This is a genomic window from Tepidibacter mesophilus (assembly GCF_002724055.1).
GTDB classification, from domain to species: Bacteria; Bacillota; Clostridia; order Peptostreptococcales; family Peptostreptococcaceae; genus Tepidibacter_A; species Tepidibacter_A mesophilus.
Window position 1 is genome coordinate 93,270 of record NZ_BDQY01000008.1, and the last position, 16,129, is coordinate 109,398.

Genomic DNA, 16,129 nt, shown 5'->3' on the forward strand with positions numbered 1-16,129 from the left:
TAAGGCTGGAGATAAGAACTTAACAGCTTCTGGATTAGCTCAACTAAAAATTCGGTTGGAGTAAAAACTTCATCTGAATTAAATTTCGCTTTATTAATATTTATTTTCCTATACAGAAATCTCTAAATATAGTATCTAATAAGTCTTCAGATACAGTATCTCCACTAACTTCACCAAGGTAATCCCAAATATTCTTAAGATCTACCTCTATAAAATCAAGAGCCATATTATCTTCAATAGCATTTATAGCATCATTTATAGAGCTTATAGCCTTTTTTAGTGAATCTTTATGTCTAACATTAGTTATCATAACACTGTCACCTTGTGAAACATTTCCCTTATATACCATATCGGCAATTTCATCTTCTAATTTATCTATACCCTTTCTCTCTAGGGCAGATATTTTTATTATTCTTTTTTCATCTACATATTCTTTTATCTTATTTTCATCTATTTTATTTTCAAGATCAGTTTTATTTACTAAAACTATAGTATTTTTATTTTCAGTATTTTCAAGTATATCTATATCTTCTACCGATAACCCTCTTGATGCATCAAGAACAAGTATAACAAGATCTGCTGATTCAAATGATTCTCTTGATCTTTGTACTCCTATTTTTTCTACAACGTCTTCTGTATCTCTAATTCCTGCTGTATCCATTATTTTAAGAGGTATTCCCTTTATATTTACAAATTCCTCTATCACATCCCTTGTAGTCCCTGGAATATCTGTAACTATAGCACGAGATTCTTTAAGTATTGCATTTAATAAAGATGATTTACCTACATTCGGCTTACCTACTATAACAGTTTTAAGACCATCTCTTATTATTTTTCCAGTTTCAGATGTTTCATAAAGAGTTATTATCTCTTTTCTCAACTCTTTTGATTTGTTATATAAATTTTCATAAGTTATATGTTCTACATCTTCATCAGGAAAATCTATTGCAACTTCAACATGTGCAAGAAGTTCAGTTACTTTATTTCTAAGTTCTTTTATCTTAAATGAAAGGCTTCCCTCTAATTGACTTTGAGCTACATTGTAACTAAGATCTGTCTTAGCCTTTATTATATCTATAACAGCTTCTGCTTGAGATAAATCTATTCTTCCATTTAAAAATGCTCTTTTTGTAAATTCTCCAGCTTCTGATAGTCTAGCTCCTTTTTTCAAAACTAATTCTAATATTTTTTTTACAGATATAAATCCACCATGGCAGTTTATCTCTATAACATCTTCTTTAGTATAAGTATGAGGTCCTTTCATATAAGCAAGTAACACCTCATCTATAATTTTGCCATCATCAATTATATTCCCATATATCAAGGTTCTTGGATTATAATCTTTTATACTTTTTTTATTAACCGATTTAAATACACTCTCAGCTATATCAAGCGCTTTTTCTCCACTTATTCTAACTATTCCTATTCCACCTTCTCCAGGTGCTGTAGCAATAGCCGCAATAGTATCATCTATATACAAGTAATTCACCTCTTTATTCTTAAAATTATATTTATCATAATTAATGTCTCACATCATCAATGAATAATTTATACTTTATTTGTGAAAATAAATATTCTTATCTCTTAGCTTTAGGATAACCTTAATCTAATAATTATATAGAAAAAATAAGCAAAAATAAACCCCCTTGACTAACTAGGAGGTTTTTATGTTTACTTATTTTTAATCGTTATAACAACTTTTCTATTAGGATCTATTCCCTCGCTATAAGTGTTAACATATCTATCGTTTTGAAGTGCTGAATGTACAATCCTTCTTTCATAAGGATTCATTGATTCAAGTTTTATAGTCTTTCTAGTTTTAGCACACTGCTTTGCTAATTTTCTAGAATATCTTATCAAAGACTTTTCTCTTTTTTCTCTATAATTTTGGATATCGATTAAAACTCTCATCTTTGTATCAGAGCTTTTATTTACTACTAATCCAGTTAAAAACTGAAGTGAATCTAAAGTATATCCTCTTTTCCCTATTAAAGAAGTAGCATCTTCGCCTGTTAAATCTATTTTTATTTCATTCTTATTTTGAGTTATTTTTATTTCACTTTCTATATCCATAGAATCCAATATATCTTGAACAAATTTTCTTGCCAATTCTTTAGGATTCTCCTTTAAAGTTACTTTTATTTTAGCTAATTTATTTCCTATAATTCCTAAAAAACCTCTACTTGGCTGTTCTATAACATCTATTTCTACATCTTCTTTAGTAACATTTAACTCTCCCAAAGCTTTGTCTAAAGCCTCTTCTATTGATTTCCCTGTTACCTCTAAGAATCTCATTCTTTTACTCCTCCTTGGCTTTAGCAGGTTTAATAATAAACTGCTGTTGAATAATTTGGAATATATTACTTACTACCCAGTATAATGTAAGTCCTCCTGGAAAACTTTTACCCCACCACAATATCATAAGTGGGAAAAAATAAAGCATCATAGTTTGAGTTGAATCTTTTTTACCCCCTTTTGGAGTCATCATAGCAGATGATATGTAAGTAGTAAGAGCAGCTATAATTGGTAATATCCAAGGTAAACCAAATCCACCTACCATTATTACATCTGGGTTTGATAAATTAGGAAGCCATAAGAAACTTGTATCTATAGCATTATAAGCAGCTTGTGATCCAAATACGTATTTAGCTGGATCTCTCAATGCAGAGAAAAGTCCTATTAATATAGGCATTTGAACTAACAAAGGAAGACACCCTGCTACAGGATTTACTTTATGTTCTTTATATAGTCCCATAACTTTTTCATTCATCTTTTGCTGATCATCTTTATATTTTTCCTGTATTTCTTTTATTTTTGGTTGTATATCCTGCATTGCCTTCATCGATTTTGTTTGAGATAAAGTAAGTGGAAGCAATGCGCCTTTAACTAATATAGTAAATATAACTATAGACCATCCATAGTCCCCTACTATATTGAATACAATTTTTAATAGTGTACCTAGAGAGTTTGGAAACAAATCCATATAAAAACCTCCTAAATTTACATGTATTGATTATTTGACAGGGTCATATCCTCCCTCATGGAAAGGATGACATTTTAAAATTCTCTTTATAGACAAATAAGACCCTTTTAAAAATCCATACTTTTCTAAAGCCTCTATAGCATATTGAGAACAAGTAGGATAAAATCTACAGGTCTTACCTTTAATAGGAGATATGAACTTTTGATAAAATCTTATAATTAACTTTAACAAACCAATTATATATCTACTCATTTGTAATCTCCTATCATCTTACAATATTTGCTTTTTTAAATAAATTTATCATTGATTTTTGAGTTGATACAAAATTTGATTCACTAATTGGCATTCTTGCTATAAATACAAAGTCATAGCCTAATTTAAGCTTGTCATCATTAGAATACAGTCTAAAACTTTCTCTCATTCTCCTCTTAACTTTATTCCTAACTACAGCTTTTCCAATTTTTTTAGAAACAGAAAAACCAACTCTATTTATATCTAAGTTGTTTTTTACAACATACATAACCAATAGCCTATTTGCAAATGACTTTCCGGTTTTATAAACTTGTCTAAAATCGGAGTCTTTTTTTATTCCATTAGCATTTACAAAATCCATATTTTAATTTCCTCCAGCCTGTAAATTGCACAAAAGGACCACATCTAGCGGCCCCTAATAAACTAAGCTGTTAATCTTTTTCTTCCTCTGTCTCTTCTCTTCTTAAGAATTCTTCTTCCACTTGTAGTCTTCATTCTCTTTCTGAATCCATGTTCTTTCTTTCTTTGTCTCTTTTTTGGTTGATAAGTTCTTTTCATCCAAAACACCGCCTTCCATTGTATATTCTTCTATTTAAAATTTTTAAATTAGATCACCTTATTTGAAAGTGAGCATACTACCTATAAAATTATATAATTATTGCTTTTTATTGTCAACGAATTTTTGTATTAATTTTAATTTATATAATGGTAAAAAAACTAATTTTTGAAATAATGCAAACTTATACGTCAATTATTTATTATAAACAACATAGTCTAAATTATTCATTTGCCTATTATCTTTCAATTAAACTCTATCTTTAAAATCATTAAATAAATACTTAAATATATTCCTCATAGTTTTTACTTAAACTTTTAATTTTTGAATACAATAATACTTTTCTATAATAAAATTACTGTTTTTAGATATATTTTATGTAATTTAAGTCAATATTTAAATAATGCCTGAAATTAATTGACAGGTGAGCTTTTCTTTGCACTTTTTTTAGATGTTTATATATGTTTTTTTACAAAATAAATCAATAAAATATAATCACTATCTGTATAAAATTATCCCCATAGAGTTGATAATGTGGATAATTTGTATTTATTGTATTGAAGTTTACAACAATATTTGATATTATATTTTTACCTGTTGATAATGTGAATAAAAAAATAGAAATTATTATAGTTATACACATTCTGTGGATAAACCTGTGTATAAACTTGTTTTTTTAATCAATTCTTATTTATATACTATAAAAAGTAAATTGTTGATACTTATAATAACTTTATCAACAATTTTTATTATTGCTCAAATTTATATAAATTTATATTTTTTTATACATGTTTATCCACAAAAACACTTCAAATATCCTCATTAAAATATATCATGTTTTATTATTTGACATATATCATTTTAAACTAAATTATTGTTAATAACTTTGTGGAAATTATTAAATAAACCTAGGAGGTAATTAATATGGATTTACTTTCCTTATGGGAAAATTCTCTTAAATTAATAAAAACAGAATTAACTCCTGCGAGTTTTAATGCTTTTTTTAGCCCTATCGAGCCTTTGAAAATAACCGGTAATACTATATTGTTATCCGTTCCTAATGATTTTACTAAAGGAATTTTAGAGGCTAGGTATATGAATTTAATAGAAAGCTCTATAAACCAAATATCTTCATCTAAATATAAAATTAAATTTATATTAGACGAAGAGGAATTAAGAAATTTCGAAAATGAAAATGTATCTAAAATAGAGATCCCAAGCTATTCAAATCTAAATCCTAAGTATACTTTTGATACATTCGTTATAGGAAATAGCAATAGATTTGCACATGCTGCATGTGTTGCTGTTGCAGAAGCTCCAGCAAGAGCTTACAACCCTCTTTTCTTATATGGAGGCGTCGGTCTTGGAAAAACCCACTTAATGCAAGCTATTGGACATCATATTTTGTCTCATACAAAAAATGCAAAAGTGGTCTACGTATCATCTGAAAAGTTTACAAATGAGCTTATAAACTCTATAAAAGACGATAGAAATGAAGAATTTAGGAATAAGTACCGAAATGTAGATGTTTTATTAGTTGACGATATTCAATTTATAGCTGGCAAAGAAAGAACTCAAGAAGAGTTCTTCCATACCTTCAATACTCTACACGAAGCTAATAAACAAATTATAATATCTAGTGATAGACCTCCTAAAGAAATACCTACTTTAGAGGATAGATTAAGATCTAGATTTGAAATGGGCCTTATAACAGATATTCAGGCTCCTGACTTTGAAACAAGAATTGCTATTCTTAGAAAAAAAGCTCAAATGGAAAATATAACTGTTCCAAATGAGGTTATGTCTTATATAGCTAAATATATAAAATCTAATATAAGAGAACTAGAAGGGGCATTAACTAGAGTTGTAGCCTACTCATCTCTTACTAATAAGGAAATTTCATTTGAACTTGCTATTGAAGCTTTAAAAGATATAATTTCTTCTTCTAGACCTCAGGAATTGAATGTAAATCTTATAAAAGAGAAGGTCTCTGAGTATTTTAATATAAAAATGGATGATTTTAGTTCTAAAAAAAGAACTAGAGCAATTGCCTATCCAAGACAAATAGCAATGTATTTAACTAGAGAACTTACAGATTTATCTTTACCTAAGATTGGAGAGGAATTTGGGGGTAGAGATCATACTACTGTAATTCATGCACATGATAAAATTGTTAATGATATAAAAACTAACTCAGATATAAAAGATAGAATAAATAAAATGATTAGTGATTTAAAGGAATAGTTATTCACAATTGGGCGTTGATAATATCTTAATAGATTGTGAATATTTTTTTTGATGTTTTATAATGTTAATAAAATGTATAAAGTAATCAACATTCTATTAACACCTGAATTTCACACGTTTAAACTCTTAAAGTAACTTATCCACAAATCAACAGCCCCTATTACTATTACTACTATCTTTTTTATTATATTTTTATTATATTTATTCAAAGGAGGTTATCCACATTGAAAATAATTTGCAGTCAAAAACTATTGGCTAATAAGGTAAGTACTGTTCAAAAAGGAGTTTCAAATAAAACTACATTACCTATTTTAAAAGGAATTTTTATTGAAACTGTTGATAATAAAATAAAATTGATTGGTAATGACTTAGACTTGGGGATAGAAACTTTTTTAGATGCAGATGTAATAGAAGACGGTTCTATAGTCATTGATTCTAGATTATTTGGAGATATTATAAGAAAATTACCAGATTCACTGGTTGAAATAACTACAGACTTAGATAATAATATATGCATTAAATGTGAAAGTTCTGAGTTTAAAATAAAAGGTCATGATCCAAGTGAATATCCTAAACCTGAAGAAGTAGATGAAAATAGATTTTATGAACTTCCTGAGGAATTATTTAAGAATATGATAAAACAAACTGTTTTTGCTATATCTCAAGATGAAAGCAAGCCTATACTTATGGGAGAACTTTTAGAAGTACATGATAATGATATAAATTTAGTCGCAATAGATGGATATAGGCTGGCTATTAGAAGTTCTAATATAGAAAATAATGTTGGAAATAGTAAAGTTATAATACCAGGAAAAGCATTAAATGAGGTTAATAGAATATTATCTGAAGAAGAGGGCAGTTTTAAAATAGCTTTCACAGACAAGCATTGTCTTTTCTTAATTAAGGATACCAAGATAATTACTAGATTATTAGAAGGCGAGTTTATAAATTACAATCAACTAATACCAAGAGAATATAATCTAAGAGTGAAAGTTGATACTAAAAAATTACTAAATAGTATAGAGAGAGCATCTCTTTTGGCTAAAGAAGGTAAAAATAACCTAGTTAAATTCTCTATAAGAGACGATAATATGACTATAACTTCTAATTCTGAGATAGGTAATGTTCATGAAGAAATTCCTATTGTATTAGAAGGAGAAGATTTAGATATTGCTTTTAACTCAAGATATTTTATTGAAGCTTTAAAAATTTTAGATTCTGATGAAATATACTTAGAGCTTACAACTAGTGTAAGCCCATGTATTTTAAAACCTGTAAGTGATGATAATTATATATATTTATTATTACCAGTAAGAATTTCTGCTAATTCATAAACCCAACTATAGGTTGGGTTTTTTTATTTTAAACAGATTTTTTTTGTTTTTCTATATCATTTTTTATTTGTATATATGATATAATAGACAGATGCATTAAATATGTAGGAGGCGTTTTTTATGAAACAAATTAAAATAGATTCAGATTTTATAAAGTTAGATCAGCTTTTGAAATTAGCTGATATGGTAGGATCTGGAGGACATGCTAAGAGCATGATACAAGAAGGAGAAGTTAAAGTTAACGGAAAAGTTGAATATCAAAGAGGAAAAAAAATAAGGTCAAATGATACTGTAGAAGTTGAAGGATTTAAGATAAAGGTACTATAGGATAGGAGCGCTTTTTGTGTACTTAAAAAGTATCAAGCTTGTTAATTTTAGAAATTATGATCAACTATATTTACATTTCGATAAAAAAATAAATTTATTGTTAGGAAAAAATGGACAAGGCAAGACAAATGTATTAGAAGCTATATACTTAATGAGCATAGGAAAATCCTTTAGAACTAACAAAGACAAAGAATTAATACGATTTAATAGTGAAAATACTTACATTGGTGGAATATTTTCCAAAAAAAACGATGATAATATAATAGAGTTAGTTATTGGAAATAATATGAAAAAAGGTATAAAGGTAAATAAAGTTTCAATAGATAAAATTATGCAATTGTTAGGAAATTTAAATATTGTTATATTTTCGCCAGAAGACTTAAAACTTGTAAAAGATGGTCCAAAAGAAAGGCGAAAATTTATAGATAGAGAAATAAGTCAAATAATTCCCTTGTATTATAATTACATTTCTAATTACAACAAAATACTAATTCAAAGAAATAAGCTCTTGAAATCTAATTATATAGATGAAAATTTACTTGATATATATGACGAAAAATTAAGTGAGTATGCTAGATATATATATTTGTATAGAAGAGATTTTATAAAGAAAATAGAGTTGTTATCTAAAAAAATTCATAAGAATTTAACAAATGATTTAGAAGATTTAAAAATAGAATATATAAATCAAATTCAGCTAAGTGATGATGATGATTTAGAAACTTTAAAAAATAATTTTTTAAAAAAAATAAAATCTAGTCGAAATTTAGATAAGCAATACAGAACAACTAAAATTGGACCTCATAGAGATGATATTAGTATTTTTATAAACTCATTAGATGTTAGATTATATGGATCTCAAGGTCAGCAAAGAACAGCATCTATATCGTTGAAGTTATCGGAAATAGAGCTTATAAAAGAAGAAACCTCAGAATATCCAATACTTTTATTGGACGATATATTTAGTGAATTAGATCAAAGAAGACAGAAATTGTTAATCGAAGAATTTGAAGATATTCAAATTTTTATAACTAGCGCTGAGGAGAATCATAAATTGATTTTTGAAGATAAAGATGTAAATATAATTTATATTGAAAAAGGAAGGGCTAGCCAGTAGGAGGATTTTATTATGTTTTTGCACTTAGGAGGAGATTGTGACATTTTGATTAGTGACATTATATTTATACTTGATTCAAAGTGTTCTTATGATTTTAAAAAATCAAGTAAAGGAATATATGAAATAATTAATTTAACAGAACAAAATCCTAAATCTATTATAGTTACAGATTGCAACAATAAGTTTTATGTATACTATTCACCTATTTCATCAATAACCCTTTTAAAAAGAGCTGGAGCAAGTAATCCTGCTTTCTTGGAAACGGAGGTAATATAATGAACAAAGAATATGGAGCAAGTCAAATTCAAGTACTAGAAGGATTAGAGCCTGTAAGAAAAAGACCTGGTATGTATATAGGATCTACTGGACCAAGAGGACTTCATCATTTAGTTTATGAGGTAGTTGATAACAGTATAGACGAAGCTTTAGCCGGATATTGTAGTGATATATATGTATCTATAGAAGACGATGGAAGTATATGTGTTATAGATAATGGACGTGGAATTCCTGTAGAAAAACATCCACAAACAGGTAAATCTACTGTAGAGACAGTTTTAACTGTGCTTCATGCAGGTGGAAAATTTGGATCAGGTGGTTATAAAGTTTCGGGAGGACTTCATGGGGTAGGCGTATCTGTAGTGAATGCTCTTTCTGAATGGATTGAAGTAAGAGTTAAAAGGGAAGGAAAAATTCATTCACAAAGATATGAAAGAGGAAATCCAATATCAGAATTAAGTGTAGTTGGAACTACTGATGAAACAGGTACTACTATAAAATTCAAACCAGATGATACTATATTTGAAGAAGTTATATTTAAATATGAAACATTAGAGCATAGACTTAGAGAGTTGGCTTTTCTAAATAAAGGTATCAAGATTGTATTGGAGGATAAAAGAGCGGATAAAGAAAAGAAAAAAGAATTTCACTATGAAGGTGGAATTATTGAGTTTGTAAAGCATTTAAATAAAACTAGAACAGTTCTTCATGAAGAAACTATTTATTTCGAGAGAAAGGTAGAAGATTATATAGTTGAAATAGCTATGCAGTATACAGATGCGTATACTGAAAATATATACGCTTTTGCTAATAATATAAATACTCATGAGGGTGGAAGTCATTTAAGTGGATTTAAGAGTGCATTAACTAGAACTGTGAATGACTATTCTAGAAAGAATAGTTTTATAAAAGACAAAGATGCAAATCTAGTAGGTGAAGATATAAGAGAAGGTCTTACTGCTATTATTTCTATAAAGCTTCCTGATCCTCAATTCGAAGGACAAACTAAGACTAAGCTTGGCAATCCAGAAATTAGAAGTATTGTAGAGGGTGTTACTGTTGAGGCTTTTGGAGCTTTTTTAGAAGAAAATCCAGCAAGCTCTAGAATAATAGTTGATAAATCACTGAGATCTCAGAGAGCGAGAGCTGCAGCCAAAAAAGCTAGAGAGCTTACAAGAAGAAAAAGTATTCTTGGAAGTACATCTCTTCCTGGTAAGCTTGCTGATTGTTCAGAAAAAGATCCAGCCAAAAGTGAAATATACTTAGTCGAAGGGGACTCAGCCGGTGGCTCTGCTAAGCAAGGTAGAGATAGAGAGACTCAAGCTATTCTTCCACTTAAAGGTAAAATATTAAATGTTGAAAAATCAAGGCTTGATAAAATATTAAATTCAGAAGAGATAAGGAATATGATAACAGCATTTGGTTGTGGTATATCAAATGAATTTGATAGTGAAAAACTTAGATATCACAAAATTGTCATAATGACCGATGCCGATGTCGATGGAGCACATATAAGAACGCTTCTTCTTACTTTATTATTTAGATATATGAGACCTCTATTAGATAATGGATATGTTTATATAGCTCAACCTCCATTGTATAAAATAAAAAAGGGTAAGACAGAAACTTATGCTTATTCAGATAAAGAGATGAACTTAACTTTAGACGAAATAGGAAGAAAAGGAATAACTATCCAAAGATATAAAGGTCTTGGAGAGATGAATGCTGAACAATTATGGGATACTACTATGAATCCTGATACAAGAACATTACTTCAAGTTTCTATTCAAGATGCTGCTATGGCGGATGAGGTCTTTTCAACGTTAATGGGAGACAAGGTTGAACCTAGAAGAAACTTTATACAAGAAAATGCAAAATATGTAGATAATTTAGATGTATAAGAGAGGAAGGGGATATTTAAATGAGTGAATATAGAGATAGGATAGTCCCTGTTGAGATAGAAGATGAAATGAAAAAATCGTATATTGATTATGCGATGAGTGTAATAGTTGGACGTGCACTTCCTGATGTAAGGGATGGATTAAAGCCAGTTCATAGAAGAATTCTTTATTCTATGAGTGAACTTAATTTAACTCCTGACAAAGCGTATAGAAAATCAGCACGTATTGTCGGGGATGTACTAGGTAAGTATCACCCACATGGAGATAGTGCTGTATATTTTGCTATGGTTAGAATGGCTCAAGATTTTTCCACTAGATATACCTTGGTTAATGGTCATGGTAACTTTGGGTCAGTAGATGGAGATTCGCCTGCTGCAATGCGTTATACAGAAGCTAAAATGCAAAAGCTTACAATGGAGCTTTTAAGGGATATAGATAAAGAAACTGTAGATTATACAGCTAACTTTGATGATACATTAAATGAACCTTCAGTTCTTCCAGCTAGATTCCCTAATTTATTAGTTAATGGATCTAATGGTATAGCTGTTGGTATGGCAACTTCCATTCCTCCTCACAATTTAAGAGAAGTTATAGATGCTGTTATCCATTTGATTGATAATCCAGATTGTGATATAGATGATCTTACTGAGTTTATAAAGGGACCAGATTTCCCAACAGGATCAACAATAATGGGTAAAGAAAGTATTATGAAGGCTTATAGAACTGGTAGAGGAAAAGCAAGGGTAAGAGCTAAGGCTGAAATAGAAGAAAATAGTAGAGGTAGAGAACAGATAGTAATAACAGAGATTCCGTATCTTGTTAATAAAGCTAAACTTGTTGAAAAGATAGCTGATCTTGTTAAAGATAAGAAGGTAGAGGGAATATCAGACCTTAGAGATGAAAGTAATAGAAAAGGTATGAGGGTTGTTATAGAAATTAAAAGAGATGCTAATGCAAATATAGTTCTTAATAAGCTTTATAAACATTCTCAACTTGAAGATACTTTTAGTATAATAATGTTATCTCTTGTAAATGGAGAACCTAAGGTTTTAAATTTAAAGCAGATGTTATACTATTATTTAGAGCATCAAAAAGATGTTGTAACTAGAAGAACTCAATATGAGTTAAGAAAAGCAGAGGAAAGAGCTCATATATTAGAAGGATTAAAAGTTGCTCTTGATAATATTGATGAGGTAATAAGCCTTATAAAGGCTTCTAAAAATGGTCAAGAAGCTAAGTTAGGTCTTATTGAAAGATTTGATTTTAGTGAAATTCAAGCACAAGCTATACTTGATATGAGACTTCAAAAGCTTACTGGTCTTGAAATAGAAAAGATTCAAGATGAATATGAAGAATTAATAAAGATTATAAATAGATTAAAAGAGATATTATCAGATGATAGAATACTTTTAAATCTTATAAAAGACGAAATAAACCTTATAAGAGATAAGTATGGTGATGAAAGAAAGACTGATATACAAGCTGTTGCTGGTGAAATAGATATTAAAGATTTAATTGAAGATGAAGAAATAGCTGTAACTTTAACTCACTTTGGATACATAAAGAGACTTCCGTCTGACACTTATAAGAGTCAAAAAAGAGGTGGAAAAGGAATATCTGCTTTAACTACTAGAGAAGAAGACTTTGTAGAGCATCTAATAACTACAACTACTCATAGTAGGCTTGCTTGTTTTACTAATAAAGGTAGGGTATATAGAATAAATTCTTATGAAATACCTGAAGGAAAGAGACAAGCTAAAGGAACAGCTATGGTAAACTTAATACCTCTTGACAAGGAAGAAAAGATAACAGCTTTAATTCCAATGATTGATTCTCATGATGAAAAGTACCTTGTTCTTTGTACTAAGAATGGTATAATCAAAAAGACTGCTTTAAGTGAATTTAGAAAAAGTAATAGAAATGGATTAATAGCTATTAACTTAAGAGAAGATGATGAGCTTATAGGGGTTAAGATAACTAATGGAGATCAAGAGATTATGTTAGTCAGCAAAGATGGTATGGCTATCAAATTTAACGAGAATGATGTTAGAGAAATGGGAAGAAGTGCCATGGGAGTTAAAGGTATAAGTTTAAATAAAGACAATATAGTGGTTTCTATGGAACTTGTAGATGAAGGAAGCGAGCTTTTAGTTGTAAGTGAGAATGGATATGGAAAGAGAAGTTCAGTAAATGAATATAGGATACAAAATAGAGGCGGAAAAGGCCTTAAAACTTATAATATAAATGACAAAACAGGAAGTTTAATAGGAGCTAAGGTAGTAAATGAAGAAGATGAGCTTATGATGATTAATTCTGATGGAGTATTAATCAGAATTGATGTAGCACAAATATCTAAACTTAGCAGAGTAACTAGCGGTGTTAAACTGATGAGAACAGATGATGAATGCCATGTAGTATCTATGGCTAAAATAGTTGGAGAAGAATAGGGGTTAAATCCTATTCTTTTTTCATATGAAATCTGATAAAATAATTTTGAAATTAATAACTTAATTTCTATAAAAAAGGGGGCTTTAAGTTGAGCAAAAAGAGTGGATATTTTGTATTTGGAGGTATAATAGGAGCTATAATAGCATTATTATTTGCGCCAAAGAGTGGTAAGGAATATAGAGATAATATTGTAAGCACTACTAGGGATATAGTAAATGAACCTGAAGAATTTAAAGCAAAAACTAAAAATTGGATAAAAGATATAATAAATAAATTAAGTGAAGAAGAAATCATCCAAACTCAAGATGAAATAGTCATAAGTAAGACCTTTGATGAGGAGGAATAAATTATGGAAATTAGTGTATGGCAATTAGGAGTATTGTTAATGGCTATAGGATTTGTATTCGTTTGTATAAACTTAGGTAATGCAATAAAATCATCTACTAAAATAATATTGAATCTAAATAAAATTATAGAACAAAATGAAAAAAAAGTAGACAGTATAGTGACTAATTTAGATAGCATAACTGGAGATGTAGAAAAAGTAATCTCCTTTGGAAGCAATATATCGGGATTTATAGAAAGCGTAAAATTTGTAAACAAAATATTTTTTAAAAAAAATAAAAAGGAGTGTTGAATATGTCAATTGTAATAAATAAAAATTTTGATGATAATAAAGATGTATGGAACATAGATGTACATGGAGAAATTGATATATACACAGCTAATGAACTAAAAGAGAGTTTAATAGAATCTATATCTTCAAGACCAAAAGATATAATTTTAGATGCTTCTAATTTAGAATATATAGATTCTACAGGGTTAGGAGTATTAATCGGAATATTAAAAAGATTAAAAATAGATGAAAAGGATATATATATAAATAATGCAAAGCAAAATGTAAAGAAGCTTTTCAATATAACTGGTTTAGATAAAATATTTAAAGTGGAGGGATAGAGTTGACACCAGTAATTAATAAAGAAGATAAGGAAGATAATGTAATAGACACAATAGAGATGACTATACCTAGCAAACCTGAATATGTAGGTGTTATAAGATTAACTGTTTCGGCAATTGCAAACAGAATGGGATTTGACATAGAAGAAATAGAAGATATAAAGGTTGCTGTGGCTGAAGGATGTACTAATGCTATAAAACATGGATTGGATAAAAATTTCTATATTAATTTTTTAGTATCGTCTAATAGATTAACTATATTAATAAAAGATGATGGAAAAGGTTGTAATCTATCTCAAATACAAGAACCAGATTTATTAAATCCTAAAGAAGGTGGATTGGGTCTTTTTATTATTAAAAGCCTTATGGATGAAGTAGAATTTACATCTGAAGAAGGATCTGGCTCAATAGTAAAAATGACTAAGTATTTAGGAGCTGATATTTAATGAAGAATGTAGCACAGGCTACAAACAACAAAAATAATTTAATAGATACTAAAGAATTATTCATAAAATACAAGCAAACAAATGATATAGAGATAAGAAATATACTAATTGAAAACTATATGTATATTGTAGATATATTATCTAGGAAATTCATTAATAAAGGGATTGAGTATGAAGATATTTATCAAGTAGGCTCATTAGGCCTTATATATGCTATTGATAGATTTGATGTAGAAAAAGGATTCGAATTTTCAAGCTTTGCAACGCCAACTATAGTTGGAGAAATAAAAAAGTACTTTAGAGACAAGGGTTGGTCTATAAGAGTACCGAGAAGAATACAGGAATTATCAAAAAAAGTTAATAAAGCTAAGATTGAACTTCAGCAGAAAAATCAAAGACCCCCTAAGGTTATAGAAATAGCTAATTATTTGGGTTGCTCGGAAGAAGAAGTATTAGAAGCTATGGAAGCATCTCAAGGATATAATACTACATCATTAGATATAACTTATGATAATGATGGAGGCGATAAACAAGTAAAATTTATAGATTTAATGGGAGATGAAGACAAAAACTTTTCTAATATAGAGAATGAAGATTTTTTAAATAAGTTTATGAAATCTCTCGATGAAGTTCAAATAAAAATTATGAAAGACAGATTTTTTGAAAATAAGACACAAAGCGAATTGGCAAAAGAATTAAACGTATCTCAAATGACAATATCTAGAATAGAGAAGAAAATAGTAACCAAATTAAGACAAGAATATGAAAAAATATAATAAAATACTTAAGTTGTACAAAATGATTTGGACAACTTAAGTATTTTTAATTTGTATAATAAAAATTAAAACTATAAATATTATAAACTCGATAAACCAGCATTTTAATATATATTTAAGAAATTTGTAGAAAAGTGTTGACACATATAATTATAAGTGATATATTATTACTTGTAGCCGATACGGCGACATAAAATGAACTTTGAAAATTAAACAGTAGGTTATAAATAAATCACAACAGTGATTTTCGGAATAAACAAACAAAAAGTCAGTTTACTGAGTACTGACAAACTTTTATTTAAGAGTTTGATCCTGGCTCAGGATGAACGCTGGCGGCGTGCCTAACACATGCAAGTCGAGCGGAGATTAAAAAGCTTGCTTTTTAATCTTAGCGGCGGACGGGTGAGTAACGCGTGGGTAACCTGCCCTATACACACGGATAACATATCGAAAGATATGCTAATACGAGATAATACATTTTTAAGGCATCTTAAAAATGTCAAAGATTT

At 28.7% G+C, this 16,129-nt stretch carries 18 protein-coding genes and 1 rRNA gene; 13 read left to right on the forward strand and 6 right to left on the reverse strand.

Features of this window, described 5'->3' with window-relative positions:
• Positions 1-100: 100 nt before the first annotated feature.
• The 6 genes from mnmE to rpmH all read right to left on the reverse strand — a co-directional run bounded on the left by mnmE (position 101) and on the right by rpmH (position 3,793).
• Positions 101-1,480, reverse strand: coding sequence for a tRNA uridine-5-carboxymethylaminomethyl(34) synthesis GTPase MnmE (gene mnmE, locus Tmeso_RS07350; RefSeq protein WP_099189734.1), 1,380 nt, complete (start codon positions 1,478-1,480; stop codon positions 101-103).
• A gap of 191 nt (positions 1,481-1,671) precedes the next feature.
• On the reverse strand, positions 1,672-2,295 hold the full coding sequence (jag, locus tag Tmeso_RS07355; RefSeq protein WP_099189736.1) for an RNA-binding cell elongation regulator Jag/EloR: 624 nt from the start codon (positions 2,293-2,295) through the stop codon (positions 1,672-1,674).
• 4 nt (positions 2,296-2,299) lie between these two features.
• Entirely contained in the window at positions 2,300-2,983 is a 684-nt protein-coding gene (locus Tmeso_RS07360) for a YidC/Oxa1 family membrane protein insertase (protein WP_099189738.1), read from the reverse strand.
• Between the two features lie 30 nt (positions 2,984-3,013).
• Positions 3,014-3,235 carry a membrane protein insertion efficiency factor YidD gene (yidD, locus tag Tmeso_RS07365; RefSeq protein ID WP_099189740.1) on the reverse strand — a complete coding sequence of 74 codons (222 nt, stop codon included), beginning with the start codon at positions 3,233-3,235 and terminating at the stop codon, positions 3,014-3,016.
• 13 nt (positions 3,236-3,248) lie between these two features.
• Positions 3,249-3,596: a ribonuclease P protein component gene (rnpA, locus tag Tmeso_RS07370; protein ID WP_099189742.1), complete on the reverse strand. Its 348-nt coding sequence runs from the start codon at positions 3,594-3,596 to the stop codon at positions 3,249-3,251.
• Between the two features lie 62 nt (positions 3,597-3,658).
• Entirely contained in the window at positions 3,659-3,793 is a 135-nt protein-coding gene (gene rpmH / locus Tmeso_RS07375; RefSeq protein ID WP_099189744.1) for a 50S ribosomal protein L34, read from the reverse strand.
• 922 nt (positions 3,794-4,715) lie between these two features.
• Here rpmH and dnaA point away from each other — a divergent pair.
• The 13 genes from dnaA to Tmeso_RS07440 all read left to right on the forward strand — a co-directional run.
• Complete coding sequence (gene dnaA, locus Tmeso_RS07380) at positions 4,716-6,035, forward strand: chromosomal replication initiator protein DnaA (RefSeq protein ID WP_099189747.1); 1,320 nt, start codon at positions 4,716-4,718, stop codon at positions 6,033-6,035.
• Positions 6,036-6,262: 227 nt separating this feature from the next.
• On the forward strand, positions 6,263-7,372 hold the full coding sequence (gene dnaN, locus Tmeso_RS07385; protein WP_099189749.1) for a DNA polymerase III subunit beta: 1,110 nt from the start codon (positions 6,263-6,265) through the stop codon (positions 7,370-7,372).
• Positions 7,373-7,492: 120 nt separating this feature from the next.
• Positions 7,493-7,699, forward strand: coding sequence for a S4 domain-containing protein YaaA (gene yaaA / locus Tmeso_RS07390; RefSeq protein WP_099189751.1), 207 nt, complete (start codon positions 7,493-7,495; stop codon positions 7,697-7,699).
• Positions 7,700-7,715: 16 nt separating this feature from the next.
• Entirely contained in the window at positions 7,716-8,816 is a 1,101-nt protein-coding gene (gene recF / locus Tmeso_RS07395) for a DNA replication/repair protein RecF (RefSeq protein ID WP_099189753.1), read from the forward strand.
• Positions 8,817-8,828: 12 nt separating this feature from the next.
• Positions 8,829-9,092 (forward strand): extracellular matrix regulator RemB, encoded by a 264-nt coding sequence (remB, locus tag Tmeso_RS07400; protein ID WP_099189755.1) that lies wholly within the window; start codon positions 8,829-8,831, stop codon positions 9,090-9,092.
• The gene (gene gyrB / locus Tmeso_RS07405) at positions 9,092-10,993 is read left to right on the forward strand and encodes a DNA topoisomerase (ATP-hydrolyzing) subunit B (RefSeq protein WP_099189757.1); all 1,902 of its coding nucleotides are present in this window, start codon (positions 9,092-9,094) and stop codon (positions 10,991-10,993) included. The genes remB and gyrB overlap by 1 nt, the downstream gene beginning before the upstream one ends.
• 20 nt (positions 10,994-11,013) lie before the next feature.
• Positions 11,014-13,440, forward strand: a complete 2,427-nt coding sequence (gene gyrA, locus Tmeso_RS07410; RefSeq protein WP_099189759.1) for a DNA gyrase subunit A — start codon at positions 11,014-11,016, stop codon at positions 13,438-13,440.
• 89 nt (positions 13,441-13,529) lie between these two features.
• Positions 13,530-13,787: a YtxH domain-containing protein gene (locus Tmeso_RS07415; protein WP_099189761.1), complete on the forward strand. Its 258-nt coding sequence runs from the start codon at positions 13,530-13,532 to the stop codon at positions 13,785-13,787.
• Positions 13,788-13,790: 3 nt separating this feature from the next.
• Positions 13,791-14,078: a hypothetical protein gene (locus tag Tmeso_RS07420; RefSeq protein WP_099189763.1), complete on the forward strand. Its 288-nt coding sequence runs from the start codon at positions 13,791-13,793 to the stop codon at positions 14,076-14,078.
• 2 nt (positions 14,079-14,080) lie between these two features.
• The gene (locus Tmeso_RS07425; RefSeq protein ID WP_099189765.1) at positions 14,081-14,398 is read left to right on the forward strand and encodes an STAS domain-containing protein; all 318 of its coding nucleotides are present in this window, start codon (positions 14,081-14,083) and stop codon (positions 14,396-14,398) included.
• A gap of 59 nt (positions 14,399-14,457) precedes the next feature.
• Positions 14,458-14,844, forward strand: a complete 387-nt coding sequence (locus Tmeso_RS07430) for an ATP-binding protein (protein ID WP_099189777.1) — start codon at positions 14,458-14,460, stop codon at positions 14,842-14,844.
• Positions 14,844-15,620 (forward strand): SigB/SigF/SigG family RNA polymerase sigma factor, encoded by a 777-nt coding sequence (locus Tmeso_RS07435; RefSeq protein WP_099189767.1) that lies wholly within the window; start codon positions 14,844-14,846, stop codon positions 15,618-15,620. The genes Tmeso_RS07430 and Tmeso_RS07435 overlap by 1 nt, the downstream gene beginning before the upstream one ends.
• 294 nt (positions 15,621-15,914) lie before the next feature.
• Positions 15,915-16,129: ribosomal RNA gene (locus tag Tmeso_RS07440) — 16S ribosomal RNA — on the forward strand; the annotation flags it as partial.

Excerpts from the sequence above, each read along its gene's own strand:
- Tmeso_RS07435 (WP_099189767.1), top strand. The coding sequence starts at position 14,844 with ATGAAGAATGTAGCACAGGCTACAAACAACAAAAATAATTTAATAGAT.
- gyrB (WP_099189757.1), top strand. The coding sequence starts at position 9,092 with ATGAACAAAGAATATGGAGCAAGTCAAATTCAAGTACTAGAAGGATTA.
- dnaA (WP_099189747.1), top strand. The coding sequence starts at position 4,716 with ATGGATTTACTTTCCTTATGGGAAAATTCTCTTAAATTAATAAAAACA.
- yaaA (WP_099189751.1), top strand. The coding sequence starts at position 7,493 with ATGAAACAAATTAAAATAGATTCAGATTTTATAAAGTTAGATCAGCTT.
- gyrA (WP_099189759.1), top strand. The coding sequence starts at position 11,014 with ATGAGTGAATATAGAGATAGGATAGTCCCTGTTGAGATAGAAGATGAA.
- rnpA (WP_099189742.1), bottom strand. The coding sequence starts at position 3,596 with ATGGATTTTGTAAATGCTAATGGAATAAAAAAAGACTCCGATTTTAGA.
- Tmeso_RS07425 (WP_099189765.1), top strand. The coding sequence starts at position 14,081 with ATGTCAATTGTAATAAATAAAAATTTTGATGATAATAAAGATGTATGG.
- jag (WP_099189736.1), bottom strand. The coding sequence starts at position 2,295 with ATGAGATTCTTAGAGGTAACAGGGAAATCAATAGAAGAGGCTTTAGAC.
- yidD (WP_099189740.1), bottom strand. The coding sequence starts at position 3,235 with ATGAGTAGATATATAATTGGTTTGTTAAAGTTAATTATAAGATTTTAT.
- Tmeso_RS07420 (WP_099189763.1), top strand. The coding sequence starts at position 13,791 with ATGGAAATTAGTGTATGGCAATTAGGAGTATTGTTAATGGCTATAGGA.
- Tmeso_RS07360 (WP_099189738.1), bottom strand. The coding sequence starts at position 2,983 with ATGGATTTGTTTCCAAACTCTCTAGGTACACTATTAAAAATTGTATTC.
- Tmeso_RS07430 (WP_099189777.1), top strand. The coding sequence starts at position 14,458 with ATGACTATACCTAGCAAACCTGAATATGTAGGTGTTATAAGATTAACT.
- rpmH (WP_099189744.1), bottom strand. The coding sequence starts at position 3,793 with ATGAAAAGAACTTATCAACCAAAAAAGAGACAAAGAAAGAAAGAACAT.
- remB (WP_099189755.1), top strand. The coding sequence starts at position 8,829 with ATGTTTTTGCACTTAGGAGGAGATTGTGACATTTTGATTAGTGACATT.